Here is a 25,436-nt window from a genome sequence, read left to right on the forward strand (position 1 = left end):
ATTCAGCTTGCTGCGCGCTCGTCGCGCAGGGCCGTGAGCGCACGGCGCGCGAGATCGTCGAGGCCTTCGCCGCCGGCATCGAGATGCGCGTCGATCGCCTTGCGCATGCGCGGATCCCAATAGAGCCGGATGTGCTCGGAGATCTGCGGCAGGGCGCGCTCCTCGCCCTGGATCATCATGTTGCGGGCGATCTGGTTCGCCATCATCACCAGCGTATCGAGCGTCTTATGCGACATGAACCAGGGTCTCCGGAGCGCCGGCGGCATCTGCGTCGGCGTCGGCCAGGATGCGGCCGGGGTGAGTGAATAACTCGAAGGAATCGCTGCGCGCCACCGCGACAAGGGTAAGCCCCGCCGCCTCGGCCGCCCGCAGGGCAAGCGCCGTCGGCGCCGAGACCGCGACGAGAATGGTGGCGCCCAGTGCCGCCGTCTTTTGCACCATCTCGACCGAGACACGGCTGGTGACGACGACGACGCCGTCGGCGCCGCGGATCCCTGAACGGGCGACGGCGCCGACCAGCTTGTCGAGCGCGTTGTGGCGGCCGACGTCCTCGCGCACCGCGACGAGACCGTCGGCGGGCGTCCAGAACCCGGCGGCGTGGGTCGCGCGGGTGGCGCGGCTCAGCTCCTGGGCGGGACCGAGCGCGGTGAGCAGGCGGTGGATGGCATCCGGGGGGACATGAAGTTCGCCGGCAACGCGCGTCGCCGGCGCGACGGCGACGGCGAGGCTCTCGACGCCGCAGAGGCCGCAGGCGGTGCCGCCGACGGTGAGGCGGCGCCGCTCGCGTACCCGGCCGCCCGCTTCCGGCGTCAGCCACATCCGCAGTTCGATGCCCTCGTCGTGCTCGACGACCTCGAACTCGCGGATCTCGTCCGGCGCGGCGATCACCTTCTCGGTGAGGCTGAAGCCGACGGCGAAGTCCTCGAGGTCGGACGGCGTCGCCAGCATGACCGCATAGGTGGTGCCGTCGTGCACCAGCGCGACGGGCACCTCCTCCGGCACCGCGCGCTCCAGCGCCTCCGCGGGCCCGGTGAGGGGCACGCGGACGGCGCGGACGCGGGCGACGGGATCGACCATCGCGTTTGCCTTACTCCGCCGCCTCGGCGGTCGCGATGCGGCGCGACTGCTTGGTGAAGGCGTCGTAGTCCTCCTGGTAGCGGGTCGGGCCGTTCGACGGCGAGACCTGCACCGCGGTCACCTTGTACTCGGGGCAGTTGGTGGCCCAGTCGGAGAAGTCGGTGGTGATGACGTTCGCCTGGGTCAGCGGGTGGTGGAACGTGGTGTAGACCACGCCCGGCGCCACGCGGTCGGTGACGACGGCGCGCAGCGCCGTCTCGCCGGCGCGGCTCTGGATCTTGACCCATTCGCCGTCGTTGACGCCGCGCTGCTCGGCGTCGTGCGGATGGATCTCGAGCCGGTCTTCCTCATGCCAGAGCGAGTTGTCGGTGCGCCGGGTCTGGGCGCCGACGTTGTACTGGCTGAGGATGCGGCCCGTGGTGAGGATCAGCGGGAAGCGCGCGCCGGTGCGCTCGTCGGTCGGCACGTATTCGGTCAGCACGAACTGGCCGCGGCCGCGCACGAAGCGGTCGACGTGCATGATCGGCGTCCCCTCGGGATGCTCTTCGTTGCACGGCCACTGCACCGAGCCGAGGCGCTCCAGCGTCTCGAAGCTGACGCCGGTGAACGTCGGGGTCAGGTAGGCGATCTCGTCCATGATCTCGGACGGATGCGCGTAGGCCCAGCCGAGGCCGAGCGCGTTGGCGATCAGCTGGGTGATCTCCCAGTCGGCGTAGCCGTTCTTCGGGCTCATCACGCGGCGGACGCGCTGGATGCGGCGCTCGGCGTTGGTGAAGGTGCCGTCCTTCTCGAGGAAGGTCGAGCCCGGCAGGAAGACGTGGGCGTAGTTCGCGGTCTCGTTCAGGAACAGGTCCTGCACGACGACGCATTCCATCGCCTCTAGGCCGGCGGCGACGTGGGTGGTGTTCGGGTCGGACTGGAGGATGTCCTCGCCCTGGATGTAGATCGCCTTGAAGGTCCCGTCGACGGCGGCGTCCAGCATGTTCGGGATGCGCAGGCCCGGCTCCTTGTCGAGCGGCCGGCCCCACAGCGTCTCGAAGATCGCGCGGGTGGCGTCGTCGTTGACATGGCGGTAGCCGGTCAGCTCGTGCGGGAACGAGCCCATGTCGCACGCGCCCTGCACGTTGTTCTGGCCGCGCAGCGGGTTCACGCCGACGCCCGGCCGGCCGATGTTGCCGGTCGCCATCGCGAGGTTGGCGATCGCCATCACGGTGGTCGAGCCCTGGCTGTGCTCGGTGACGCCGAGGCCGTAGTAGATCGCGCCGTTGCCGCCGGTGGCGTAGAGCCGGGCGGCGCGGCGCAGTTCCTCGGCGGGCACGCCGGTGAAGGCCTGGGTGGTTTCCGGCGCGTGGCGCGGGTCGGCGACGAAGGCGGCCCACTCGCGGTATTCGAGCAGGTCGCAGCGCTCGGCGATGAACGCCTCGTCGGCCAGGCCCTCGGTGACGATGACGTGCGCCATCGAGGTGACGACGGCGACGTTGGTGCCGGGGCGCAGCGCGAGGTGGTGGTCGGCCTTGACGTGCGGCGTGCGGACGAGGTCGATGCGGCGCGGATCGACGACGATCAGCCGGGCGCCTTCCCGCAGGCGCTTCTTCATGCGGCTGCCGAACACCGGGTGACCGTCGGTCGGGTTGGCACCGATGACGAGGATGACGTCGGTGTCCTCGACGCTGTCGAAGTCCTGGGTGCCGGCCGAAGTGCCGAAGGTGGTCTTCAGGCCGTAGCCGGTCGGCGAATGGCAGACGCGGGCGCAGGTGTCGACGTTGTTGGTGCCGAAGCCGGCGCGGATCAGCTTCTGGACGAGGAAGGTCTCCTCGTTGGTGCAGCGCGACGAGGTGATGCCGCCGACGGCGGTGCGGCCGTACTTGTCCTGGATGCGGTTGAACTCGGACGCGACGCGGCCGATCGCCTCTTCCCAGGTCGTCTCGCGCCACGGATCGGTGATCTTGTCGCGCACCATCGGCTTGGTGATGCGGTCGCGGTGCGAGGCATAGCCCCAGGCGAAGCGGCCCTTGACGCAGGAGTGGCCGCGGTTGGCCTTGCCATCCTTCCACGGCACCATGCGCACGAGTTCCTCGCCGCGCATCTCGGCCTTGAAGGTGCAGCCGACGCCGCAATAGGCGCAGGTGGTGATGACCGAATGCTCGGGCTGGCCGACCTCGATCACCTTCTTCTCGGTCAGCGTCGCGGTCGGGCAGGCCTGCACGCAGGCGCCGCAGGAGACGCACTCGCTCTCGAAGAAGGCTTCCGACATGCCCGGCGAGACGCGGCTGTCGAAGCCGCGGCCGGAGATCGTCAGCGCGAAGGTGCCCTGGACCTCTTCACAGGCGCGGACACAGCGGTTGCAGACGATGCACTTCGAGGGGTCGTAGCTGAAATAGGGGTTCGACTCGTCCTTCGGCAGCCACTGGTCGTTGGCCGCGCCGCCCTGCTTGGCGAAGACGTGGTTGTCGCCCTCGTAGCCGTAGCGGACCTCGCGCAGGCCGACGGCGCCGGCCATGTCCTGCAGTTCGCAGTCGCCGTTGGCGGCGCAGGTCAGGCAGTCGAGCGGGTGATCGGAGATGTAGAGCTCCATCACGCCCTTGCGGATCGATTTAAGTCGCTCGGTCTGCGTATGGACGACGATGCCCTCGGCCACCGGCGTGGTGCAGGACGCCGGCGTGCCGTTGCGGCCCTCGACCTCGATCAGGCAGAGCCGGCAGGAGCCGAAGGCGTCCAGCATGTCGGTGGCGCAGAGCTTCGGGATGGCCGTGCCCATCTCCATCGCGGCACGCATGATCGAGGTGCCCTCGGGCACCGTCACCGCGACGCCGTCGATGGTCAGCGTCACCATCTTCACGGCCTTGGAGGCCGGGGTGCCGAAGTCGATTTCCTTGATCAGGCCCATCTCGTTTCTCCTCATTCGGCGGCGGCGGGCAAGCGCGCCGACCGACGGAAGTCATCCGGGAAATGCGCGATCGCGCTCGTCACCGGATATGGGGTGAAGCCGCCCAGCGCGCACAGCGAGCCGAACTTCATCGTGTTCGAGAGATCCGCGATCACCTCGAGGTTGCGATCGACATCCTCGCCGGCGATGATCTTCTCGACCGTCTCCTTGCCGCGGGTCGAGCCGATGCGGCAGGGCGTGCACTTGCCGCAACTCTCGATGGCGCAGAACTCGAAGGCGAAGCGCGCCTGCAGCGCCATGTCGGCGGTGTCGTCGAACACCACGATGCCGCCGTGGCCGATGAGCCCGTCGCGCTTGGCGAACGACTCGTAGTCGAAGGGTGTATCGAACAAAGCCGGCGGGAAGTAGGCGCCGAGCGGGCCGCCGACCTGCACGGCCTTCACCGGCCGCCCCGAGGCGGTGCCGCCGCCGATCTTCTCGACGAGCTCGCCGAGCGTGATGCCGAAGGCGATCTCGAACAGGCCGCCGTAGCGGATGTTGCCGGCGAGCTGCACCGGCATGGTGCCGCGCGAGCGGCCCATGCCGTAGTCGGCGTAGAAGGCGGCGCCGTCGGCGAGGATGTGCGGCACGGCGGTCAGCGACAGCACGTTGTTGATGACGGTCGGCCGGCCGAACAGCCCCTTGTGGGCGGGCAGCGGCGGCTTGGCGCGCACCAGGCCGCGCTTGCCTTCCAGCGATTCCAGCAGCGAGGTTTCCTCGCCGCAGACATAGGCGCCGGCGCCCTCGCGGATCTCGAGCTCGAAGGCGTGGTCGGTGCCGTAGACGCGCGCGCCAAGGAAGCCGGCGCGCCGGGCGGTGACGATCGCCGCGCGCATGGTGGCGATGGCGTCGGGATACTCCGAGCGACAGTAGATGTAGCCGCGGGTGGCGCCGACGGCGATGCCGGCGATCGTCATGCCTTCGATCAGCTGGAAGGGGTCGCCTTCCATGATCATGCGGTCGGCGAAGGTGCCGCTGTCACCCTCGTCGGCGTTGCAGACGATGTACTTCTGCGCGCCGGGGGTGTCGTGGACGGTCTTCCACTTGATGCCGGTCGGGAAGCCCGCGCCGCCGCGGCCGCGCAGGCCCGATTTGGTGACTTCCTCGACGATGCCGAGCGGCCCGAGCGCCAGCGCACGCTGCAGGCCCTTGTAGCCGCCGTAGGCGATGTAATCGTCGAGCGACAGCGGATCGGTGACGCCGCAACGGGCGAAGGTGAGGCGCTGCTGGGCGGCGAGGAACGGGTGCTCGGCGACCGGACCGATCGCCAGCGGCCCCGAAACGGACGCCGGCGCGGTGAAGAGGCCGGCGGCGACCAGCCCCGGCACGTCCGACGCCTCGACCGGGCCGAAGCCGTAGCGCACGCCGGCGCTTTCCACCTCGACCAGCGGCTCGAGCCAGAGCATGCCGCGCGAGCCGTTGCGCACGAGGTCGATGTCGACGCCGATCCGCTGCGCCTCGGCGCGGAGCGCGATGGCGACCTCGTCGGCGCCGCAGGCGCGGGCGGCGGCGTCGCTGGGGACGAAGACGCGGATGGCGGCGCTCATCGATCGACCTCCGCGCAGAGACCGTCGATCTTCGCCGGCGTCAGCCGGCCGACGAGGCGGCCGTCGATCATCGCGGCGGGGCCGGTGGCGCAGAGGCCGAGGCAGTAGATCGCCTCCAGCGTGACGCGGCCGTCCGGCGACGTCTCGCCGATCCCGACGCCGAGCGCGCGCTCGGCCTGGGCGGTGAGCTCGCGGCAGCCGAGCGACTGGCAGGCCTCGGCCTGGCACAGCTTCAGCACGTGGCGGCCCTGCGGGGCGCGGTGGAAGTCGTGGTAGAAGGTGACGACACCATGCACTTCGGCGCGGGAGAGATTCAGCTCCTCGGCGATCACCGGCACGGCGGCCTCGGGCACGAAACCGAAGGCTTCCTGCACCGCATGCAGGATCGGCAGCAGCGGGCCTTCCAGATCGAGGTGAGCGGACACGATGTCCCGCGTCCGGGCAGCACTGAATGTCTCGTGACGCGACAAAGCCGACGCCTCCCATTTTTTAGTTATTCCAATCATGGGCGCCGAAGCGCTTCGGATCAATAAAGCGCTTCCGTGCGACGATAGAGAAATCGAATTGGTTCGATAGTTTTTTTGAAACGCTCCTCGGGACCATGCCGACGACGCGCGCCTGGTTGTCGCCAACGGCAACCGGCGGCTATAGCTTTCGGCGACCGACGCAGGAACCCCCGAGACCGATGAGCTTCGACCGCTGGCTGGGACCTGTCGCCGACTACGCCCGGCTCGCGCGGATGGCGGTGCTGCAGCAGGTGGTGCTGCTGCGGCATTCGAAGCGCAATCCCCGCACCGCCGCGGTAGCGCGGCTGCGCGCCGACTATGCGGCGCTGCTCGGGCGCCGGCGCGACCGGTTCGGCCTGATCCACCTCGCCGCCGCCGAGTTTGCCGCCGCGACCGACGACGGCCCGCTCGCGCTCGCCCGGCTTGCGGCGGCCGCCGGACGCGGCCGGATTGCCGCATTGCTCGCCGCCTACGCCGCCCTGGCGCTCGCCGGACGCCGCGGGGCGCGGCTCGAGCGGGGCGACGGCACGGCGGCCGACCGCCTCGACGGCATCGGCGCCGCCTGCCCCGCGCGGGGCCTGCGCGATCGGCTGCGCTTCCATGCCGCGCTGATCCGCCGCGACACGGGGACGGCGCTGGTGATCGCCGGCGAAAACGCCCGCCGCGGCCGCGATGCGATGGCGGAGTTCCTGTCGGTCGCCGAGACCGTGCTCGCCCGCGCCGACTGGCGGCAGCACGGCGACGCCGCCGCTCACGCCGCGCTGGCGGCCCGGCCGGCGCTCGTCGCGCGGGCGAACCGGGTCGCGCTGCTCGATTTCCGCTTCCGCTTCGCGCACGCGGCCGACCGGCTGGCGCTGTTCGGGCTGCAGCCCGTGGACGAGGCCGAGTTCCGCGTCTTCACGGCGAGCGCCGGCTACTTCGAGCTCGGCGATTTTCTCCGCCGCAAGGAGCTGTTCCTCGCCGCCGTGCCGGAGGCCGAGGCGATGAAGCAGCTCGCGCTCGCCGCCTTCGCCCGGCGGCTCGCCCGCGTGCCGCGGATCTCCAACCTGCGGGTCGCGACCTGGCTGGCGCGGCTCTCCCAGACGCGGAGCTTCTGGGACGACGCCGACTTCCGGGCGGCGCAGCTCGCCCGCGCCGAGCGGCTCGCCTTCGTGCCCGTCGGCGGCAACCGCCGCTATGTGACGGCGACCGTCGCGTTCCTGCGTGGCGATCTCGCGGGGGCGGCGCGCCGGCTGGCGCGCTCGGGCCGGTGGCAACTTCGGGCGAAGGCCTTTCGCGATGCCGGGGCGACTTTCCATGTCGCGCTGCCCGATGGCGCGGTCACCACCCGGTTCGACACGCCGATGCGGCTGGCTGGGCCGGCGATCCGCGCCCCCGCCGCCCTCGTCTGCTGCGCCGACGCCGGCTATTTCCGGCGCTATGCGGCGGCCTATCTTGCCTCGCTGCGCCGGCACGGCAGCACGATGCGGGTGCATTTCCATATCGCCGCGACGCGTCCCGGCATCGAGGAGGAGGCGCGCACCCTCGCGGAGAGCGACGGCAACGTCGGCCTCTCCTTCGAGACGCCGCCGCTGACGCTGCCGGCCTACTACGCCAGCATGCGCTTCCTGCGCGGGCCGGAGTTCCTCGGCGTCGTCGCCGACACGGTGATCCTCACCGACATCGACGTCCGGTTCCGCGCCGCGCCCGAAGCGCTGGCGGCTGCCTTCGCGGACGCCGACCTCGGGCTCCGGATGTACGACCGGGTGCGGATAGTGCGCGCGTCGCAGGGCGAGAAGCGGCCGATCATGCGCTATCCGCGGCTGCACCCCTGGGCGCAGATCAACGCCGCCTGCGTCGTGCTGCGCGCGACGCCCGCCGGGATCACCGCGGCGGAGCGGATCGCGCGCGACATCGCGCAGCATCTCGACCACGCGATCGAGGCCGGCAACCGGGCCTGGTGGATCGACCAGAACGCGCTGTTCTACAGCTACCGCCGGATCGCCGCCGGCCCCTGCCGCATCGGCAACGTCGAGGATGCGGCGCTGCCGTTCGGGTCGTTCGACTACGGTGAGGTCGAGGCGCTCGGCGCGCGCAGCCCGGTGTTCCTGCGGGCCGAGGCCGAGGCGGCGGCCGGCCCCGGCTAACGGCGTTCAGGTCGGCCGGTGGCCGGAGCGCTGGGCGTTCTTGCGCGCTTCGGCGAGCAGCACGCCGACGAGGGCCGGCAGGGGCTCGCGCCGGGTCATGATCAGGCCGATCGCGTGCGACACGGTCGGCTCGACGATCGGGATCGCCTGCATCATGCCGGGCTGGTCCATGCTTTCGAGCAGCCGGGCCGGCATGATCGTCGCCCAGAGCCCCGAGCGCACATGGGTATGCAACACGATCAGCGAATTCGATTCGAGGCGCGGCGCGACCTCGACGCCGGCATCGCGCAGATGGCGCTCGACGATGCGGCGGTTCTGCATGTCGGGCGTCAGCAGGCAGAGCGGGATCGACGCCGCTTCGGTCCACCGGATCTCGGTGCGGTCCTTCAAGGGGCCGCCGGGCGCGACGAGCAGCGAATAGCGCTCCTCGTAGAGCATCACGGTGGAGAAGCGGGCGGGCAGCGACGGGTCGAGATAGGAGACGCCGGCGTCGAGTTCGAGGTTCTCGATGCCCTTCAGGATCTGGTCCGAGGTCATCGAGTGCACCGAGAAGCGCACCTCCTGGTGGCGGATCGCGATCGGGTTGATCAGTTCGCTGACGAAGGGCAGCGCGGTCGGGATGACGCCGAGCCTGAGGTTGCCGGCCGGGCCTTTCTTCAGCGCCTGCACCTCCATGCGCATGGCGCGGGCGTCGGAGACGAGGCGGCGGGCCCAGTCGAGAATGCGCTCGCCTTCCGGCGTGAAGCCCTGGAAGCGCGAGCCGCGCTCGACCAGCAAGACGCCGAGCTGCTCCTCGAGGCTTTTGACCGCCGACGACAGCGTCGGCTGGCTGACCCCGGCGCTTTCCGCGGCCCGGCCGAAGTGCCGTTCCCGGGCGAGCGCAAGGAGAAGTTCCAGCTTGTCGAGCATGACGAAGCCTAAGCACGCGGGCTGCGGCGCGGTCAAACGGCCAAGGGTCGCAACCCGGGCGGCGGCGCCTCAGACGAGTATGTCGAGGCGGCTGCCGAGGGGCGACGCGGTGCCGACGCCGGCGGGTGCGGTGGAGGTGGCGGCTGTTGCCCGGCCGGCGAGCGCGCCGCCGTAGACGACCGCCGGGTCGTCGCTGCGGCGCGGGTCGAGACGCGCCTCGCGGGCCTCCTCCACCGCCTTGCGGGCGGCCTTGGCCGGGTCCTTGGCGTCGAGCATCTCCTGCTTGACGGGGTCGTTGCGCGGATTGCGCGGGTCGACACCCTTCTTGGCGACCGCGACGTCGCATCCGCTCGTGCAGGCAAATCCGTTGACGACCTTGAACACGTGGCGGCTCCGACCCCTCCGCCATGCTGATCTCGCACACTTAAATGTTCATTGACGCACTGCTTGCGCAGCGAAGCATTTTCGGCGGCGCGCTTCACGAAGCGGTGACAACAGGCGGGTCGCGATTTGAATTCGGTCCGCGCGAAGACATGCAATTGTCGTCCGGCTGGAAGATGTATTCTATCCGGGAAGAATAGGGAGGGGACGATGAAGTACCGATGGCTCGCAGCCTTGGCGGCTGCGGCGATGTGGCCGGCCGCGCCGGCCGTTGCCGAGACGCGTGTGCAGGTGACGGGGGAACTGGTCGACACCTGGTGCGCGGTGACCGGCATCATGTTCGCCTATGGCACGGCGCACCACCAGTGCGCGGTCTGGTGCGCGGTCGGCGGCATTCCGGTCAGCATCCGCGATGCCGACGGCAACTTCTACATGGTGCTCAGGCTCGGTGACGACGACGTCTCGGTGGCGAACCCGAAGCTGGTGACGATCCAGAGCCATCAGGTGACCGTGGACGGCGAACTGCTCGAGCGCGACGGGGTCAAGTACCTGCTCGTCGACGCCGTCGCCGACGACAAGGGCATCGTCAACCTCACCCACGACGAGAACGGCATCGTGCCGTTCGGGGAGTGATCGCCATGCAGCGTGCTTTCGCCGCCCTCGCGGCCCTCCCCCTGCTTCTCGCGACGCCTGTTCTTGCCGCCGACGGCTGGGGCATCGAGCACGAGGAACTCGTCACCCTCGACGGCACGGTCGTCGACCTGCTGTGCACGCTGAAGGGCGACTGCGCGCCAGACTGCGGCGGCGGCAAGCGCCAGCTCGGCCTGCTCACCGGCGACGGCAAGCTGCTCGCCGCCGCCAAGGGCAACGTGTTCTTCGCCGGCGCCGTCGTCGATCTCGCGCCGCTCTGCGGCCAGACCGTCACGGTCGACGGGCTGCTGATCGCCAACCCCGCGATGTCGCTGCTCTTCGTGCAGAACCTGAAGACCGCCGCCGACGCCGAGCTGAAGCCGGCCGATGCCTTCATCACGGACTGGACCGCGAAAAACGGCGCCACCGACGAGTGGTACCGCGCCGACCCGCAGGTGCAGGCGACGATCGAAGCGAACGGCGTGTTCGGCATCCCGGGACTGGCGGTGGATCCGTGACGGCGGGCTTCGCCACCGGGCCGCGGCCGCTGCCGTCGCGGCGGTCGGTGCTGTCCGGGCTCGGATTTGCCACCGCCTGCGGCCTCGCCGGTCTCAGGCCTGCCGCAGCGCACGAGGCCCATGGGGCGGCGGCCGTGCCGGTCGATCCGCTCGCCGGCCGCTTCGGCGGGCCGTTCACGCTGACGAGCCACCGCGGCACGCGGGTGAGCGACACCGACTTTCGCGGCGCGCTCATGCTGGTCTACTTCGGCTTCACCCACTGCGTCGACGTCTGCCCGGTCGACCTCGCCGTGCAGCAGGGGGCGCTCGCCGAAATCGGCGACCTCGCCTCCCGGATCCAGCCGCTGTTCATCACGGTCGACCCGGCCCGCGACACGCCCGAGGTGCTGGCCAGCTATCTCGCCCCGTTTCATCCCGCGACGCTCGGGCTGACGGGAACGGAAGCGGAGATCGCCGCGGTGGCGAAAGCCTACCGGGTGCATCGCCGCCGGGTGCCGCTGGACGGGCCGGAGGCCGAGCACCTGCGCGACGCGGCGGGGGCCTACATCGTCGACCACGGCGCGCTGACGTTCCTGATGGGCCCCGACGGGCGTTTCCTGACGCTCGTCCCGCACGGCGCCGGCATCGACCGGCTGGCGACCCTGCTCGCCGGTTATGCCGCGAAGGCGTAGCGGCGGCCACGCATCGGATCATGACAGACTGTCATGGTTCGGTGCGGTTCCGGCGTTGCGTCCGGCGGCTCCGAGGGATGAACTCGGTGACACCGAACCAGCGGGGAACAACAAAATGACCAGCAACAGAAATTCCAGGACCACGATCGCCGCCACCCTCCTCGGCGCGCTCGCCGCGTCGCTGCTGTCGGGCAGCGCGCTCGCCGCCGAGACGCTGCGGCTCGCCCACGCTTCGAGCTCGCAGAGCCTGATCCAGGACGCCGTGGTGATGTTCGCCGACAAGCTGTCGGCGGCGACAGGCGGCGACGTCACCGTGCAGATCTTCCCCGACGCCCAGCTCGGCGACGAGGGCCCGATCGCCGAGGGCGTCGGCGGCGGCTCGATCGACATCGGCCTCGGCGGCGTCGCCGACCCGATCGACCCGAAGCTCAACGTCGTGACGCTGCCGTTCCTGTTCAGCGATGCGACCGCGGCGCACGCCTTCCTCGACGGCCCGGTCGGCCAGAAGGTGTTCGCCACCGGCGCCGACAACGGCTTCCTGATGCTCGGCGCGCTCGACAGCGGCTTCCGCCAGTTCGCCACCACCTCGAAGGCGATCGCGACGCCGGCCGACATCGCGGGCATGAAGCTGCGCACGCCGCCGAACCCGGTGATCCTCGCCACCATGAAGGCGCTCGGCGCGCTGCCGCAGTCGATCCCGTTCGGCGAGGTCTATACCGCGCTGCAGTCGAACGTCGTCGACGGCGTCGAGCCGGAGATCCGCGATTTCTACGACCAGAAGTGGTATGAATCGACGAAGTATCTCTCGGTCTCCAACTACATCTGGACGCCGAACTACTGGTTCATGAACAAGGACCGCTTCGACGCCCTGACGGAAGAGCAGCAGGCCGCGGTGAAGACGGCCGCCACCGAGACGATCGCCTGGTATCGCACCGCCCTCGACGGCGCCTATGCCAAGGTGACCGCCGAACTCGAGGCGAACGGCGTCGCCGTCAACACCGTCGACACCGGCCCGTTCCGCGCGATGGTCGACCCGGTCTACGAGCAGTTCGGCGCCGAGTGGGGCACGGACTTCGTCGCCGAAGTGCGCGCCGCCGCGTCCGGCTCCTGATCCCGGAACGATCGCCCAGCCCGCCGCGGCGCTGCTTTGGCGCCGTGGCGGCCCTTCGACCGACGATGCCGGAACCCTCGCCCGTGACCCATATGCCGCCAACGCCCGGCGCTGCCGACATCGCCGAGCGCGTCGTCGGCCGGACCGGGCAACTCCTCGCCGTGCTCGGCGTCGCCGCCTTTGCGGTGACGCTGTCGTCAACCGTGCTCGGCGTGCTCGCCCGCTTCTTCGCCCTCCGCGGTCTCGAGTGGACCTTCGAGGTCGCCGCGATCGGCTTCCTCTGGACGACCTTCCTCGGCGCGGCGCTGGCCGAAACCCGGGGTGAAAACGTCGCCTTCGCGCTGTTCTCCGACCGCGCCCGCGGCGGCCTCAAGCGCGCGCTGCGCATCGGGGCGGCGGTCGTGCTCGCGGTGCTCGCCGTCAAGCTCGCCTGGAGCGCCGGCCTCGTCGTCAACCGCTCCGGCCACGTGCCCACCCCGCTGCTGCGCTGGCCGAACGCGGTGATCAGCCTGTCGCTGCTCGCCTTCGCGCTGGCCGCGATGCTGATCGCCGGCTGCCGCATCGTGTCGGCGCTGCGCGATGACAACGAGCCGTCCGCGGCTCCCGCCGACGGGGAGACCGGCCGATGACCATCGCCATCCTGTTTGCCGCCTTCTTCGCCGCGCTCGCCGCCGGGGTGCCGGTCGTCTGGAGCATGGGCATCGCCAGCGTCGCGGCGCTCACCTTCGGTGATCTTTCCGTGCCGGCGGTGTGGTACGCGCAGCAGACGATCCGCGGCGCCGACAGCCTGTCGCTCGCCGCGATCCCGCTGTTCCTGTTCGCCGGCGAGATCATGAACCGCGGCGGCCTCACCGGCCGCATCATGCGCCTCGCGGGACACCTCTTCGGCCGCTTCACCGGCGGCATGGGCCTCGTCAACGTCGCCACCGCCTTCGTCTACGGCGGCATCAGCGGCTCGGCGACCGCCGACACCGGCGCCGTCGCCAAGCTGATGGTGGACGAGATGGAGGAGCGCGGCTATCCGCGCGCCTTCTCCGCCGCCCTCACCGCCGCCTCGGGCACGCTCGGCATCATCGTGCCGCCGAGCGTCGTCTTCATCATGTACGGGGTGCTGACCAACACCTCGATCGCCGGCCTGTTCCTCGCCGGCATCCTGCCCGGCATCGTGATCGCCGCGCTGTTCATGCTGACGAGCTACATCGTCGGCCGTCGCAACGGCTGGCGCGGTATGGAGGTGACCGGCGGGTTCGCGAGCTTCCGTCGCGATTTTGTCGCCGCCTTGCCGGCGCTCGGCATGCCGGTGTTCGTGCTCGGCAGCATCCTCGGCGGCTTCGCTACCGCGACCGAGGCGGCCGCGCTGGCGGTGCTCTATGCCTTCGCCGTCGGCGTCGGGCTCTACCGCGAGTTCCGCCTGCGCGACCTCTGGCCGGCGGCGGTGGAAACGGTCACCGCGACCGGGGCGATCATGATGATCATGGCGCTCGCGACGCCCTTCGCCTGGATCCTCACCGTCGAGCAACTGCCGACCCAGGCCGCCGCCTTCATCACCGGCCTCGACGTCGGCACCGCCGGGCGGATCGTGCTCGTCGTGCTGCTGCTGCTCTTCACCGGCCTCTGGCTCGACCTCGGCCCGGCGCTGATCATCCTCGCGCCGATCCTGGCGCCGATCCTCGCCGAGGCGGGCATCGGCCCGTTCCAGTCGGGCGTGCTGATGTCGGTGGCGCTCGGGATCGGACTCTACACGCCCCCCGTCGGGACCAACATCTTCGTCGTCTGCAACATCGCCCGCGTCGACATGTGGTCGGTCTCCAAGCGGCTGGTGCCGTTCTGGATCGCCAGTGTCGTCGTGCTCATTCTCCTGGTGCTGTTCCCGTTCCTGACGGAATGGCTGCCGCGTCTGCTCAGGACCTGAACGCCATGCGCCATCTCGTCGGCGGAATCTCCAGCGCCGGACGCGCCGTCCCGGCGCTCGACGGCACGCCCTTCATCGTCGCCCGTGCGGCCGGTCCCTACCTCTGGGACGACCGCGGCCGGCGCTACGTCGACACCGCGCTCGGCTTCGGTGCGACGATCCTCGGCCATGCGCCGGCGACCGTCGTCGCCGCGGTGGCAGTGGCGATGGCGGACGGCGCTTCGCCCGCCTTCGCGCACGACCGCGAGGAACAGGCCGCCGCGGCGCTCGCCGCGCTGACCGGGCCGCTGTCGCAGGTGGTGTTCACCAGCACCGGCAGCGAGGCGGTGCACCTCGCCTGCCGCATCGCCCGCGCCGTCACCGGCCGGACGCTGATCGCGAAAGCCGCCGCCGGCTTCGACGGCTGGTACGACGACGTCGCCTTCGGCAACGCCGGCGCGCCCGAGGCGGCGATGACCGACAACACCCGGCCCCGGCGCGGCCGCACCACGCTGCTGCGCTACAACGACTTCACCGACGTCGAGGCGCTGTTCGCCGAGACGCCGGACATCGCCGCGGTGATCGTCGAGCCGATGATGGCGAACGCCGGCTGCATCGTCGCCGACCCCGGCTATCTCGCCCATGTCGCCGAAGTCGCCCGCCGCCACGGCGCGCTGGTGATCGCCGACGAGGTGCTGATGGGTTTTCGCATCGCGCCCGGTCTCGCGAGCCACCGGCTGGGGTTCGAGCCGGATCTCGCGACCGTCGGCAAGGCGATCGGCAGCGGCGTCGCGGTCGCCGCCGTCGTCGGCCGGCCCGAGGTGATGATCGCCGGCGAGGACGGCCGCGCCTCGCGCGGCGGCACCTACGCCGGCAACCCGGTCGCCGCCGCCGCGGTGATCGCGACGCTCGCCGAGTTGCCGCTGATCGACTATCCCGGCCTCGTCGCGCGCGGCGACGGCCTGCGCGCTGCGATCGAGCGAAGCTTCGCCGAGGCGGGCACCAAGGTCGCCACCGCCGGCTATGGCACTGTGTTCACGGTGTGGTTCGCGGATGCGGCGCCGCGCAGCTATGCCGAGGCCCACGCCCGGCTGCGGCCGGAGCGCTCGGCGGCGCTGCACGCCGCGCTCAGGCGGCACGGCGTGATGACGATGCCCTCACCCTACGGCCGGCTCTACCTCTCGTCGGCCCACGATGCCGGCGTCATCTCGGAACTCGCGGGGGCGTTCGCGGCCGCCGCGGCCGGCTGATCGCAGAATTCGGTCAGCAGGAAGCGGCGCAGGCGGCGCACCGGGGCGCGCGGCGCGTCGCCGGTGATGACGGCGAGCTCGACGGGCGGCAGCGGCGGCAGGCCGGCATCGTCCTCGACGATGCGCAGGCCCGGGGGCACGACAGACGCCGGCAGCGCCGTCACCGCCTTGCCGAGCGCGATCGCCGACTGGATCGACGGCAGGTGCGACGAGGTCCAGGCGAGGCGCCAGCTTCGCCCGGCGCGCGCCAGCGCCTCGATGACGTGCGGCCGGGCGCGGCAGGTCTCGGGGAAGAGGGCGAGGGGCAGCGGCCGCTCGCGCTCGAGCGGGCGATCGGGCGGCGCCACCCAGACGAGGCGTTCGCGGCGGAGATAGTCGCCGGTCTCGCCGGCCCGCTCGCGGGTGATCACCGCGATGTCGATCTCGCCGGTCGCGACCAGCTTCTCGAGCCGGGTGGAAAAGTCACAGAGGATTTCGGTGCGGATGCCGGGGTTCTCGTCGGTGAAGCCCTCGATCAGCTTCGGGCCGAAGACGCCGAGATAGTCGTCGGGCATGCCGACCAGCACGCGCCCGCGCAGCCGGTCGCCTTGAAGTGTGGCGAGGGCCCGGCCCTCGATCGCCAGCATCTCGCGGGCGGGGCCGATCAGCAGTTCCCCGGCGGGGGTGAGGCGGAGCTCGCGGCGCGAGCGGTCGATCAGCTTCTCGCCGAGCCGCTGTTCGAAGCGCGACAGCGCCACGCTGACCGCCGACTGCGTCTTGGCGAGCCGCGTCGCGGCCGCGGTGAAGCCGCCGGCATCGACGACGGCGACGAAGACGGCAAGGGCTTCGGTGTCGAGATGCTGCATGGTCCGACCGTTAAAGGCCGGCCCAGGGAACCGGGCCGGCCTGTTTCACGATCGCCAGTCTAGATCAGCGGCGCCCCGGCGCGAAGTCCTCGCAACGCGGGATCCGCGTCCCGGCCGCAGCCGGGCGGCAGCGGTCAGAATTCGTCGCCGCCGAAGTCGAACCCGCCACCGTCGTCGAAGCCGCCGCCGGTGTCCTCGGTCGCCGCCGCGTCTTCCGCGCCGGCGTCGGCTGTCTCGGCCGCCTGGGCCTCGTCGCCGGCGAACATGCCGCCGAGCATGTTGGCGAGCATCATGCCGCCGGCAACGCCGACCGCGGTCTGCGCCGCGCCGGCGAGAAAGCCGCCGCCGGCCGGGCGACCGGCCTGGGCCGCGGCGCCCGCGGCACCGGCGCCATAGGCACCGCCGCGGTTCGCGCCGCCGATCGAGGGCACGCTGCGCGGTGCCGCCGAGCGGCTGCCGCCGCCGAACAGACCGCCGAACAGGCCGCCGGAGCTGCGGCCGCGCTCGGCCTCCTGCTCCAATTCGGTGATGCGCTGCTTGGCGGCTTCGAGCGCCTGCTCCTGCACGATGATGGTCTGCGCCATGTAGTAGGGCGCGCCGGGCTGCGAGGCGAGCTGCTGGCCGATGAAGCCCTCGGCCTCCGGGTCGCGCGGCGCGGCGGTGCGCTCGACTTCGGACAGGCGGCCGAAGAGGCCGCGGATCAGATCCTGCTCTTCGCGATTCATGTCGGGTTCACTCCCTTGGGATCGTCAACTGCCCCGCCGCACCAACGCGCGGCAGGGGCTCGTCGTTCCGGACGATCGCGGCGCGTTCGCCGACGATCGGGCCGCGGCTTATTCCTCGCGCGTGCCGGTGAGGTGCAGCAGCATCTGGAACAGGTTGATGAAGTTCAGGTAGAGCGACAGCGCCGCCATCACCGCGATCTTCTGGTTGGCGTCCTCGCCGTAATGCTCGGCGTAGGTCTCCTTGATGCGCTGGGTGTCGTAGGCGGTGAGGCCGGTGAACACCACGACGCCGATCACCGAGATGGCGAACTGCAGCGCGCTCGAGCCGAGGAAGATGTTGACGATGCTCGCGATCACGATGCCGATCAGGCCCATGAACAGGAACGAGCCCATCTTCGAGAGGTCGGCCTTGGTGGTGTAGCCCCAGAGGCTCATCGCGCCGAACATGGTGGCGGTGATGAAGAAGGTGCGCGCGATGCTCGCCCCGGTGAAGACCAGGAAGATCGAGGCCATCGACAGGCCCATCACGGCGCAGAACGCCCAGAACGTGCCCATCACCGCGCCGGTCGACATCTTGTCGAAGCGGAACGACAGGAACATCACGAAGCCGAGCGGCGCCAGCATCACCACCCACTTCAGCGGCGAGCCGAAGATCGGCATGTAGAGCGCCGGCGTCGACGAGACGATGAAGGCGATGAGGCCGGTCATCACCAGGCCGAGGCCCATGTAGTTGTAGACGCGCAGCATGTGTGCGCGCAGGCCCTCGTCGAAGAGGGCGCCGGCCTCGCGGCCGTAGGCGCCGGTCGAGAAGGCGGAGTTGCGATCGATCATGAGGACTCCCGTCGGTTCGGATTGCGGACGGGCGCCGCCCGGGGGCGACGCCGATACGGTCGAGGTTTCAGGTCAGTAGAGGCTGGCGGCGAGCGTCTGCGCCTGCCGCCGCATGTCCTCGTCCGGTATGGGTCCGGAGAGGGCGTACACCGTCTCGCCCACCTGCCAGTAGGCCGTACGGCCGGCATCGGTGATGGTGAGCGAGGGCGGGATCACGTCGAAGCTGCCGGAGCGCGCGGCGAACAGGAACAGCCGATCACCGGCGGCGTCCTCGACGATCATCTCGATCGAGTGGCCGCTGCGCGTCGGGAACACCTGCGCGTCGCGCACCTGCCAGCCCTGGGGCAGTGCGGGGATCGCGATGCCGGTGCCGGCGGCGAGCTCGCCCGGGTCGAAGGCTTCGGCTTCCGGCTGCGAGTCGAGTTCGGCGCGCAGCACCGCGGTGTGGTAGGCGTGCACCGCGTCCTCGATGAAGGCCGGCCGGGCGTCGGCGGCGACGCTGACGCCGGTGGTGAGGAACACGGCATGGCCGACCCAGCCGGCGCCGATCAGCAGGCCGATCGAGGCGGCACGGCGCATGGCGACGAAGCCGCGGCGGCGGCGCAGGCCGGCGACGAGGCGGAAGGCGGCGGCGCGGTTCGACGACGTCACCGCCACGGGACCGCCGCAGGCGGCCCGCATGGCGTCGCGCAGCGAGAGGTCGGCCATCACCCGGGCGGCGATCGCCGGATTGCGCGCGAGGAAGGCTTCCACCTCGACCCGGCGCTCGAGCGGCAGTTCGCCGTCGACGAAGGCGACGAGGTCGTCCTCGCCGAACTGGAAATCAGGATGCATCGGAACCTCCGACGAGCTTGAGGTCGGGGGGGCCGCGGCGCGGGGCGCCGGCCGGCCCGTCGCGCGTCTCTTCCCAGGCGCGCAGCGCGGCGCGGCCGCGGGCGAGGCGCGACATCAGCGTGCCGACGGGAACGCCCAGCACCACGGCCGCCTCGGCATAGGACAGGCCCTCGACGGCGACGAGGTGCAGCGCGGCGCGCTGCTCCTCGGGGAGCGCCATCAGCGCGCGGCCGACTTCGGCGAGGCGCAGCTGGCCATCCTGCGACGGCGGCTGCTGGTGCGTCGTCGTCATGTCGGCGAGGGCCGAGCGCCGGCGCGCCTCCGCCGCATCGCGGCGGCGGCGGCTGATGAAGGTGTTGTGCAGGATCGAGAGCAGCCAGCCGCGCAGATTGCCCTCGGGCCGGAACGACGCCCCGGATTCGAGCGCCTTGAGCAGCGCCTCGCCGACGAGATCGTCGGCTTCGGCCGCATCGCCGCGCGCCAGCGACCGCGCATAGCGCGTCATCGGCTCGAGGTGACTGACGACATCGGGAGGCTCGGGTTCGCTCATGCCCCATATACGCCGGCCGCGCGGCGACTAGTCCCGGTCGTTCCAAAGAATCTTCGAAGTCGTCATTCGAATCGGATGGGGATCGAGACGCGCCGCGGCGACGTCCCGACGGCCGGCGGCATCGGCGGCAGCGGCGAGGCGCGGCGCACCATGTCGGCGACGGCCGCATCGGCAGCGCTGTCGCCCGACGAGCGGACGATCGCGACCGACGAGACCGCCCCCGACGGAGCGACCACGAACTGTACCGTCGCGCTGACCCGCCGGCTGGCCGCACCACGCACCGACCGGCGCTGGCGCATGATGTCGGCGCGCATCGCCGACATGTAGCGGCGCAGGGCGCTGGGGTCGGGCTGGCCGGCGCCGCTCGCCTGGCGGCCGGCGACGGCGGCCGGGGCCGGCGGCGGGGCGCGGGTTTCGGTGCGCGCGGGTGCCTTCGGACGTTCCGTGCGTTCGGGGCGCTTCTGGGCGGTCTGGCGCACCGGCTCGCGCGGCGGGCGGGGCTTCGCCGTCGGCAGCACTGGCGGCGCAACGACCTCCTCGGCGATCTCCACCTCGGGCGGCGTCTCCAGCGCGACCTCGGCCGGCGGCGTCTCGATCACCTCCGACGGCATCGGCTCGGCGGTGACCTCCTCGATCGGCGGCGGCTCGACGGTCTCGGGCGGCGGCGGTTCGACGGCGTCCGGCGGCGGCGGCTCCACGGCGTCCTCGGGCGGCGGCTCGGTCGCCTCGACCGGCTCGGGCGGCGCTTCCTCCGCCACCGTCTCGACGGTCTCGGCCGGTGTCGCCTGCTCCACCGTCTCGCTCGGCGCGTCGCTGGGCGGCACTTCGGCGGCGGTCTCGGAGGCGATGCTCATCACCGATTCGGCGGGCGGCAACGCGAGTTCGGCCGGCAGGTCGATCATGATCGCGGCTTCCGGCGCCTCGTTCGCGAGCGGCGCCTCGTCGCGGGCGAGCAGCGCGAAGCCGCCGGCGGCGTGCAGCATGGCGACGAGGGCGAAGCTCGCCACCCATAGGCTCGGCCGCCCGCCGATGTCGCCGCCGCGGACGGCGCCGCCAAGGACCAGCGTGCTCATGGAGCCGGGCCGAGCCCGGAGCCCGGCAGGGTTTCGAGGCCGACGAGAGCGATCTTCAGGTAGCCCGCAGCGCGGAGGGCGTTCATCGTCTCGGTGAGGTCGCCGTAGGACACCGAGCGGTCGGCGCGCAGGAAGACGCGCTCGTCCTTGTTGCCGCCGCTCAACGCATCGAGGGCGCCACCGAGCGCCTCGCGCGCCACCGGCTCGCTGCCGAGCACCAGCGACAGGTCTTCCTTGACGGTGAGGTACATCGGCTTGTCGGGCCGCGGCTGCGCCGGCGCGGTGGAGCCCGGCAGGTCGACGGCGACGTCGACGGTGGAGAGCGGCGCCGCCACCATGAAGATGATCAGCAGCACCAGCATCACGTCGATGAACGGCGTGACGTTGATCTCGTGCGATTCGGTGAGGTCGTCGCCGTCGTCGAGCTTGCCGGCCATGTCCCGCCCTCCCCTTTATTCCGCCGCGCCGAGACGGCCGGCGCGCAGGCGGTCGAGGTCACGCGAGACGAGGCGCTGGATCTCGGCCGAGGCATCGGCGAGCAGCACGCGGTAGCCGGCGATCCAGCGGGCGAACACGTTGTAGATGATCACCGCCGGGATCGCCGCGACGAGGCCGATCGCGGTCGCGAGCAGCGCCTCGGCGATGCCGGGCGCGACGATGGCGAGGTTGGTGGTCTGGGCGCGCGAGATGCCGATGAACGAGTTCATGATGCCCCAGACCGTGCCGAACAGGCCGACGAAGGGTGCCGTGGAGCCGATCGTCGCCAGCACGCCGGTGCCGCGCATCATGCCGCGGCTGACGCCGACCTCGATGCGGTCGAGCCGCGAGGCGACGCGCTCTTTCAGGCCGCCGGGGGGCAGGTCCGCCGAGGCGCGGACTTCCGCGGCCGCGGCGCGCACCATCAGCGGCGCCGGGCCGCGGCGGAAGCCGACCGTCTCCGCCGCCTCGGCGAGATTGCGCGCCTCGGCGATCAGGCGCCCGGCGCGGCGCACGCCGCGGGTCGCCAGCCAGATTTCCAGCGATTTGGTCAGCCAGACCGTCCAGGTCACCAGCGACGCGAAGGCGAGGCCGAGCATCACCGCCTTCACGACGATGTCGGCGGCCATGAACATGCCCCAGGGGGACAGGTCGTGCGGCAGCGTCGCCGGGGCGGCGAGCTCCGGCAGCGCGGGTTCGGCGACGAGGTCGGCATCGGGCGCGGCGGCGTCGACCTCGGCGGGCGCGCCCGGCAGGTCGCCGGGGGCGCCGGCCGGGGCGGGCTCGGCCGGTGCGATCGTTTCGGCGGGGGCGGCGGGCGCCGCCGGCGCGATCGTCTCGGCGGGGGCGCCAGCCGGCGCCGTCGTCTGGGCGGAGGCCGGCGCCGCGAGGGCGATAAGCGTCGCCGCAAGGACGAAGGTCGTGCGCAGGGTCATGCCGATGTCCTCAAACCGAACTGATGGTTCCGGTGCCCGGAGGCCGGATCCGCTGCCGCCGCCGTCACGGGCGGCGGGTTGTCATTTCGAAAAGCGCGCCGGCGTGCGGCTGGCGGTCTCGATGCGGTCCATGCAGTCCGTGGCCGGCCCGGCATCGGTGGTGCAGGACATGATCTCGTTGACGAGCACGCGCGAGACGTCCGGGCAGGCGAGGCCGGCGACCGGGAACGTCTTCACCACGGTCTTGCCGCGGGCGAGCGGCGCGAGCTCCGCCGCGATCCGCTTGGCGACGATGCCCGCGCCGTCGAAGATCACGAGGTCGAGCTTCAGCGACGCGAGTGCGACGGGGCCGTTCTCGACGACGACGGTGGCGCGGCAATCGCTGCCGGCGGCCTCGAGCCGGTTGAGTTCGATCCGGATCGGAATCGCCGCCTGGTCCTGCGCCCCGACAGGCCCCGCCCCCGCGCAGCACATCGCCGCCAGCAGAATCGCCGTCCGTCTCATCGCCCACTCCACACCCGTCGGCCGCACCCGGCACCCGCAAACCCGCCGGATTTCGACCGGCGATTTAACTTGAGCTTCTAACTCCACAATTCGAGCGATGCAACCGCCTGTCCGCACCGCTCTCTCCTGCCCATCAGTGACTCGTCAAGCGCACGAAGGAGCCTGTGACGGCGCCGGGCGACGTGCCGCACCCCGCCTCGGGACGACGAGAAGCCCGACACTGTTGCGGCGCACGCACCGACGTGCATTTCAATCGATTTAATTTTTGCACTCGCACAGTGCCGTGCCGGACTGGCTTGTCCGCAAAAATGTTCGTTGTAGAAATCGACAGGCGATCCGGGCACTTTGTCCGGACCAATGGAACACAAGAAAGGACACCCGCCTTGCGAAAGGTCCATTCCACCGCGGTGGAGGCGCTCGCCGGCCTGCTGAAGGACGACATGGTGATCATGTCCGGCGGCTTCGGCCTCTGCGGCATCCCTGAGTCGCTGATCCTCGCCGTGCGCGAATCCGGCGTGAAGGGGCTCACCGTGATCTCCAACAATGCCGGCGTCGACGGCATCGGCCTCGGCATCCTGCTCGAGACCCGGCAGATCCGGAAAATGATCTCGTCCTATGTCGGCGAGAACAAGCTGTTCGCGCAGCAGTTCCTCGGCGGCCAGCTCGAGCTCGAGTTCAATCCGCAGGGCACGCTGGCCGAGCGCATCCGCGCCGGCGGCGCCGGCATTCCCGCCTTCTTCACCAAGACCGGCGTCGGCACGCTGGTGGCGGAAGGCAAGGAAGTGCGCGAGTTCGACGGCGAAAACTACGTGATGGAGCGCGGCCTGTTCGCCGATCTCTCGATCGTGCACGCCTTCAAGGGCGACAAGGAAGGCAACCTCGTCTACCGGAAGACCGCGCGGAACTTCAATCCGATGATGGCGACCGCCGCGAAGGTCACCGTCGCCGAAGTCGAGCATCTCGTCGAGGTCGGCGAGATCGACCCGGACCAGATCCACACCCCGGGCATCTACGTGAAGCGCATGGTGCACGTGCCGAACCCGGTGAAGCACATCGAGCAGCGCACCACCCGCAAGCGTCCCGTCGAGGAGACCGTCTGATGGCCTGGACCCGTGACGAAATGGCGGCCCGCGCCGCCAAGGAGCTGCGCGACGGCTTCTACGTGAACCTCGGCATCGGCATCCCGACGCTGGTCTCGAACTTCATTCCCGAGGGCATGTCGGTCCAGCTGCAGAGCGAGAACGGCATGATGGGCATGGGCCCGTTCCCCTATGAGGGCGAAGAGGACGCCGACCTGATCAACGCCGGCAAGCAGACCGTGACCGAACTGCCGTCGACGAGCTTCTTCTCGTCGGCCGACAGCTTCGCGATGATCCGCGGCGGCCACATCGACCTCTCGATCCTCGGCGCGATGCAGGTGGCCGAAAACGGCGACCTCGCCAACTGGATGATTCCGGGCAAGATGGTGAAGGGCATGGGCGGCGCGATGGACCTCGTCGCCGGCGTCAAGCGCGTCGTCGTGCTGATGGAGCACACCGCCAAGGGCGAGCCGAAGCTCTTGAAGCGCTGCAACCTGCCGCTCACCGGCACCGGCGTCGTCGACATGGTGGTCACCGACCTCTGCGTCTTCGAGATCGACAAGGCGGGGGGCACCGGCATGACGCTGATCGAACTCGCCCCCGGCGTGACGGTGGACGAGGTCAAGGCGCAGACCGAGGCGTCGTTCACGGTGGCGGGAGCGCTGCAGGCGGCTTGAGGTTTCGTGCCGTGGGGCGGCCCCCTCCCTGTCCCTCCCCCGCTTCGCAGGAGAGGGGACGCAGGAGGTTAGGGCGCCCCCATCAGCAGCGAATCGCTTCGGCGTAGCCTCTGTTTTACGAAAGTCCCATCCCCCATCGTCCCCTCTCCTGCGAAGCGGGGGAGGTGCGCAGCACGGGAGGGGGGAGGCCCCACGGCACGCCCCCCTTCCACCACCCCACCCCGCCTGATATCCCCGCGGCCATGTCGTTCACCGTCGCCGCCCTCTATCGCTTCGTCGAGATCCCCGACCCCGCCGCCCTCCGCGACCGGCTCCAAGCCGTCGCCGAGGCCGGCGGGGTGAAGGGGACGTTGCTCGTCGCCGGCGAGGGGATCAACGGCACGATCGCGGGAACCGATGACGCGGTCGAGGCCGTGCTGGCGGCGCTCGCCGCGGAGCCGGCGTTCGGCGGGCGGGACGGGCTGGAGCTGAAATACTCTACCGCTGCGGCGATGCCGTTCGGGCGGCTGAAGGTCAAGGTGAAGCCGGAGATCGTCACCATCGGCGATGCGGCGGCCGACCCCACGCGGCGCGTCGGCACCTATGTCGCGCCGGAAGACTGGAATGCGCTGATCGCCGACCCCGACGTGGTGGTGCTCGACACCCGCAACGACTTCGAGGTGCGGATGGGCCGGTTCGAGGGCGCGGCCAACCCGGAGATCGAGCGCTTTTCCGAGTTTCCCGCCTATGTCGACCGGGCGCTCGACCCCGTCCGGCAGCGGCGCGTCGCGATGTACTGCACCGGCGGCATCCGCTGCGAGAAGGCCTCGGCGCTGCTGCTGGCGCGCGGTTTCGACGAGGTGTTCCACCTCAAGGGCGGCATTCTCGCCTATCTCGAACAGGTGCCCGAGGCGGAGAGCCGCTGGCGCGGCGACTGCTTCGTGTTCGACGAGCGCGTCGCGCTCGGGCATGGTCTCGCCGAACGCCCCGGCCCGCGCGAACGCGACGCCGGTCTCCAGAAGGATGAGCCATGAGCCCCGACGACGACCTCGCCGCCCGCGTCGACCGGCTGGAGATGCGGATCGCCTACCAGGACGACACCATCGAGGACCTCAACGCGACGATCACCGCGCAGTGGACGCTGGTCGACGCGCTGAAGCGCGAGTTGGAGCGGCTGTCGGACCGGGTGACCCAGGCCGAACGGGCCGCGGCGTCCGCCGGCCCGCCGGAGCCGCCGCCGCCGCATTATTGAGGGGTTTTGCCGTGGGGCTTCCCCCCTCCCGTGCTGCGCACCTCCCCCGCTTCGCAGGAGAGGGGACGCAGGAGGATGGGACTCCCGGGGTCACTGGAGTCTCGCTTCGGCGCAGTCGCTGTTTTGCGAAAG

Annotated in this window: 28 protein-coding genes; 12 read left to right on the top strand and 16 right to left on the bottom strand. The window is 70.9% G+C overall.

Annotation, left to right across the window (positions count from 1 at the left end):
• Nucleotides 1-2: 2 nt before the first annotated feature.
• From I5731_RS10420 to I5731_RS10440, 5 genes are read right to left on the bottom strand one after another with little or no spacing between them, the layout of a single operon-like run.
• A complete protein-coding gene (locus I5731_RS10420) occupies nucleotides 3-236 on the bottom strand; it encodes a formate dehydrogenase subunit delta (RefSeq protein WP_197311325.1) in 234 nt (77 codons plus the stop codon).
• A complete protein-coding gene (gene fdhD / locus I5731_RS10425) occupies nucleotides 226-1,077 on the bottom strand; it encodes a formate dehydrogenase accessory sulfurtransferase FdhD (RefSeq protein WP_197311326.1) in 852 nt (283 codons plus the stop codon). The genes I5731_RS10420 and fdhD overlap by 11 nt, the downstream gene beginning before the upstream one ends.
• A 10-nt stretch (nucleotides 1,078-1,087) precedes the next feature.
• Nucleotides 1,088-3,964 (bottom strand): formate dehydrogenase subunit alpha, encoded by a 2,877-nt coding sequence (gene fdhF / locus I5731_RS10430; protein ID WP_197311327.1) that lies wholly within the window; start codon nucleotides 3,962-3,964, stop codon nucleotides 1,088-1,090.
• Between the two features lie 11 nt (nucleotides 3,965-3,975).
• Entirely contained in the window at nucleotides 3,976-5,550 is a 1,575-nt protein-coding gene (locus tag I5731_RS10435) for a formate dehydrogenase beta subunit (RefSeq protein WP_197311328.1), read from the bottom strand.
• A complete protein-coding gene (locus I5731_RS10440) occupies nucleotides 5,547-6,056 on the bottom strand; it encodes a formate dehydrogenase subunit gamma (protein ID WP_197311329.1) in 510 nt (169 codons plus the stop codon). The genes I5731_RS10435 and I5731_RS10440 overlap by 4 nt, the downstream gene beginning before the upstream one ends.
• Nucleotides 6,057-6,235: 179 nt before the next feature.
• Between I5731_RS10440 and I5731_RS10445 the strand changes: the two genes are divergently transcribed.
• Nucleotides 6,236-8,182 (top strand): hypothetical protein, encoded by a 1,947-nt coding sequence (locus I5731_RS10445; RefSeq protein WP_197311330.1) that lies wholly within the window; start codon nucleotides 6,236-6,238, stop codon nucleotides 8,180-8,182.
• Between the two features lie 6 nt (nucleotides 8,183-8,188).
• Here I5731_RS10445 and I5731_RS10450 read toward each other — a convergent pair whose 3' ends face one another.
• Together I5731_RS10450 and I5731_RS10455 are read right to left on the bottom strand one after the other, a co-directional pair.
• Entirely contained in the window at nucleotides 8,189-9,091 is a 903-nt protein-coding gene (locus I5731_RS10450) for a LysR family transcriptional regulator (RefSeq protein ID WP_197311331.1), read from the bottom strand.
• 69 nt (nucleotides 9,092-9,160) lie between these two features.
• Nucleotides 9,161-9,475 carry a hypothetical protein gene (locus I5731_RS10455; protein ID WP_197311332.1) on the bottom strand — a complete coding sequence of 105 codons (315 nt, stop codon included), beginning with the start codon at nucleotides 9,473-9,475 and terminating at the stop codon, nucleotides 9,161-9,163.
• A 207-nt stretch (nucleotides 9,476-9,682) separates the two neighbouring features.
• On the opposite strand from I5731_RS10455, the gene I5731_RS10460 reads away from it, so the two are divergent.
• From I5731_RS10460 to I5731_RS10490, 7 genes are all read left to right on the top strand, one after another.
• The gene (locus I5731_RS10460; protein ID WP_197311333.1) at nucleotides 9,683-10,105 is read left to right on the top strand and encodes a hypothetical protein; all 423 of its coding nucleotides are present in this window, start codon (nucleotides 9,683-9,685) and stop codon (nucleotides 10,103-10,105) included.
• 5 nt (nucleotides 10,106-10,110) lie between these two features.
• Nucleotides 10,111-10,620: a hypothetical protein gene (locus I5731_RS10465; RefSeq protein ID WP_197311334.1), complete on the top strand. Its 510-nt coding sequence runs from the start codon at nucleotides 10,111-10,113 to the stop codon at nucleotides 10,618-10,620.
• Entirely contained in the window at nucleotides 10,617-11,291 is a 675-nt protein-coding gene (locus I5731_RS10470; RefSeq protein ID WP_197311335.1) for an SCO family protein, read from the top strand. The genes I5731_RS10465 and I5731_RS10470 overlap by 4 nt, the downstream gene beginning before the upstream one ends.
• Nucleotides 11,292-11,406: 115 nt before the next feature.
• Nucleotides 11,407-12,402, top strand: coding sequence for a TRAP transporter substrate-binding protein (locus I5731_RS10475; protein WP_197311336.1), 996 nt, complete (start codon nucleotides 11,407-11,409; stop codon nucleotides 12,400-12,402).
• Nucleotides 12,403-12,494: 92 nt separating this feature from the next.
• Nucleotides 12,495-13,031 (top strand): TRAP transporter small permease, encoded by a 537-nt coding sequence (locus I5731_RS10480; RefSeq protein WP_235981744.1) that lies wholly within the window; start codon nucleotides 12,495-12,497, stop codon nucleotides 13,029-13,031.
• Nucleotides 13,028-14,314 (top strand): TRAP transporter large permease, encoded by a 1,287-nt coding sequence (locus I5731_RS10485; protein WP_197311338.1) that lies wholly within the window; start codon nucleotides 13,028-13,030, stop codon nucleotides 14,312-14,314. The genes I5731_RS10480 and I5731_RS10485 overlap by 4 nt, the downstream gene beginning before the upstream one ends.
• A gap of 5 nt (nucleotides 14,315-14,319) precedes the next feature.
• The gene (locus I5731_RS10490; protein WP_197311339.1) at nucleotides 14,320-15,543 is read left to right on the top strand and encodes an aminotransferase class III-fold pyridoxal phosphate-dependent enzyme; all 1,224 of its coding nucleotides are present in this window, start codon (nucleotides 14,320-14,322) and stop codon (nucleotides 15,541-15,543) included.
• Here I5731_RS10490 and I5731_RS10495 read toward each other — a convergent pair.
• The 9 genes from I5731_RS10495 to I5731_RS10535 form a co-directional block, all read right to left on the bottom strand.
• The gene (locus I5731_RS10495; RefSeq protein WP_197311340.1) at nucleotides 15,468-16,388 is read right to left on the bottom strand and encodes a LysR family transcriptional regulator; all 921 of its coding nucleotides are present in this window, start codon (nucleotides 16,386-16,388) and stop codon (nucleotides 15,468-15,470) included. The two genes, I5731_RS10490 and I5731_RS10495, sit on opposite strands and share 76 nt — an antisense overlap.
• A gap of 134 nt (nucleotides 16,389-16,522) precedes the next feature.
• Entirely contained in the window at nucleotides 16,523-17,113 is a 591-nt protein-coding gene (locus tag I5731_RS10500; protein WP_197311341.1) for a DUF2076 domain-containing protein, read from the bottom strand.
• 108 nt (nucleotides 17,114-17,221) lie between these two features.
• Nucleotides 17,222-17,944 (bottom strand): Bax inhibitor-1/YccA family protein, encoded by a 723-nt coding sequence (locus tag I5731_RS10505; protein WP_197311342.1) that lies wholly within the window; start codon nucleotides 17,942-17,944, stop codon nucleotides 17,222-17,224.
• A 72-nt stretch (nucleotides 17,945-18,016) separates the two neighbouring features.
• The gene (locus I5731_RS10510; protein WP_197311343.1) at nucleotides 18,017-18,778 is read right to left on the bottom strand and encodes an anti-sigma factor family protein; all 762 of its coding nucleotides are present in this window, start codon (nucleotides 18,776-18,778) and stop codon (nucleotides 18,017-18,019) included.
• Nucleotides 18,768-19,328 carry a sigma-70 family RNA polymerase sigma factor gene (locus I5731_RS10515; RefSeq protein WP_197311344.1) on the bottom strand — a complete coding sequence of 187 codons (561 nt, stop codon included), beginning with the start codon at nucleotides 19,326-19,328 and terminating at the stop codon, nucleotides 18,768-18,770. Before I5731_RS10515 ends, I5731_RS10510 begins: the two co-directional genes overlap by 11 nt.
• Before the next feature lie 62 nt (nucleotides 19,329-19,390).
• Entirely contained in the window at nucleotides 19,391-20,401 is a 1,011-nt protein-coding gene (locus I5731_RS10520) for an energy transducer TonB family protein (RefSeq protein ID WP_197311345.1), read from the bottom strand.
• Nucleotides 20,398-20,838 (bottom strand): TonB system transport protein ExbD, encoded by a 441-nt coding sequence (exbD, locus tag I5731_RS10525; protein WP_197311346.1) that lies wholly within the window; start codon nucleotides 20,836-20,838, stop codon nucleotides 20,398-20,400. The genes I5731_RS10520 and exbD overlap by 4 nt, the downstream gene beginning before the upstream one ends.
• Before the next feature lie 15 nt (nucleotides 20,839-20,853).
• The gene (gene exbB, locus I5731_RS10530; protein WP_197311347.1) at nucleotides 20,854-21,813 is read right to left on the bottom strand and encodes a tonB-system energizer ExbB; all 960 of its coding nucleotides are present in this window, start codon (nucleotides 21,811-21,813) and stop codon (nucleotides 20,854-20,856) included.
• 81 nt (nucleotides 21,814-21,894) lie between these two features.
• Complete coding sequence (locus tag I5731_RS10535) at nucleotides 21,895-22,317, bottom strand: Tat pathway signal protein (protein ID WP_197311348.1); 423 nt, start codon at nucleotides 22,315-22,317, stop codon at nucleotides 21,895-21,897.
• Nucleotides 22,318-22,700: 383 nt separating this feature from the next.
• Between I5731_RS10535 and I5731_RS10540 the strand changes: the two genes are divergently transcribed.
• From I5731_RS10540 to I5731_RS10555, 4 genes are all read left to right on the top strand, one after another.
• Complete coding sequence (locus I5731_RS10540) at nucleotides 22,701-23,417, top strand: CoA transferase subunit A (protein WP_197311349.1); 717 nt, start codon at nucleotides 22,701-22,703, stop codon at nucleotides 23,415-23,417.
• Nucleotides 23,417-24,073: a CoA transferase subunit B gene (locus tag I5731_RS10545; protein WP_197311350.1), complete on the top strand. Its 657-nt coding sequence runs from the start codon at nucleotides 23,417-23,419 to the stop codon at nucleotides 24,071-24,073. Before I5731_RS10540 ends, I5731_RS10545 begins: the two co-directional genes overlap by 1 nt.
• 242 nt (nucleotides 24,074-24,315) lie before the next feature.
• Nucleotides 24,316-25,086: an oxygen-dependent tRNA uridine(34) hydroxylase TrhO gene (gene trhO, locus I5731_RS10550; protein WP_197311351.1), complete on the top strand. Its 771-nt coding sequence runs from the start codon at nucleotides 24,316-24,318 to the stop codon at nucleotides 25,084-25,086.
• The gene (locus tag I5731_RS10555) at nucleotides 25,083-25,304 is read left to right on the top strand and encodes a SlyX family protein (RefSeq protein WP_197311352.1); all 222 of its coding nucleotides are present in this window, start codon (nucleotides 25,083-25,085) and stop codon (nucleotides 25,302-25,304) included. The genes trhO and I5731_RS10555 overlap by 4 nt, the downstream gene beginning before the upstream one ends.
• The last annotated feature ends 132 nt before the right edge of the window (nucleotides 25,305-25,436 follow it).

Source organism: Methylobrevis albus (assembly GCF_015904235.1).
GTDB classification, from domain to species: Bacteria; Pseudomonadota; Alphaproteobacteria; order Rhizobiales; family Pleomorphomonadaceae; genus Methylobrevis_A; species Methylobrevis_A albus.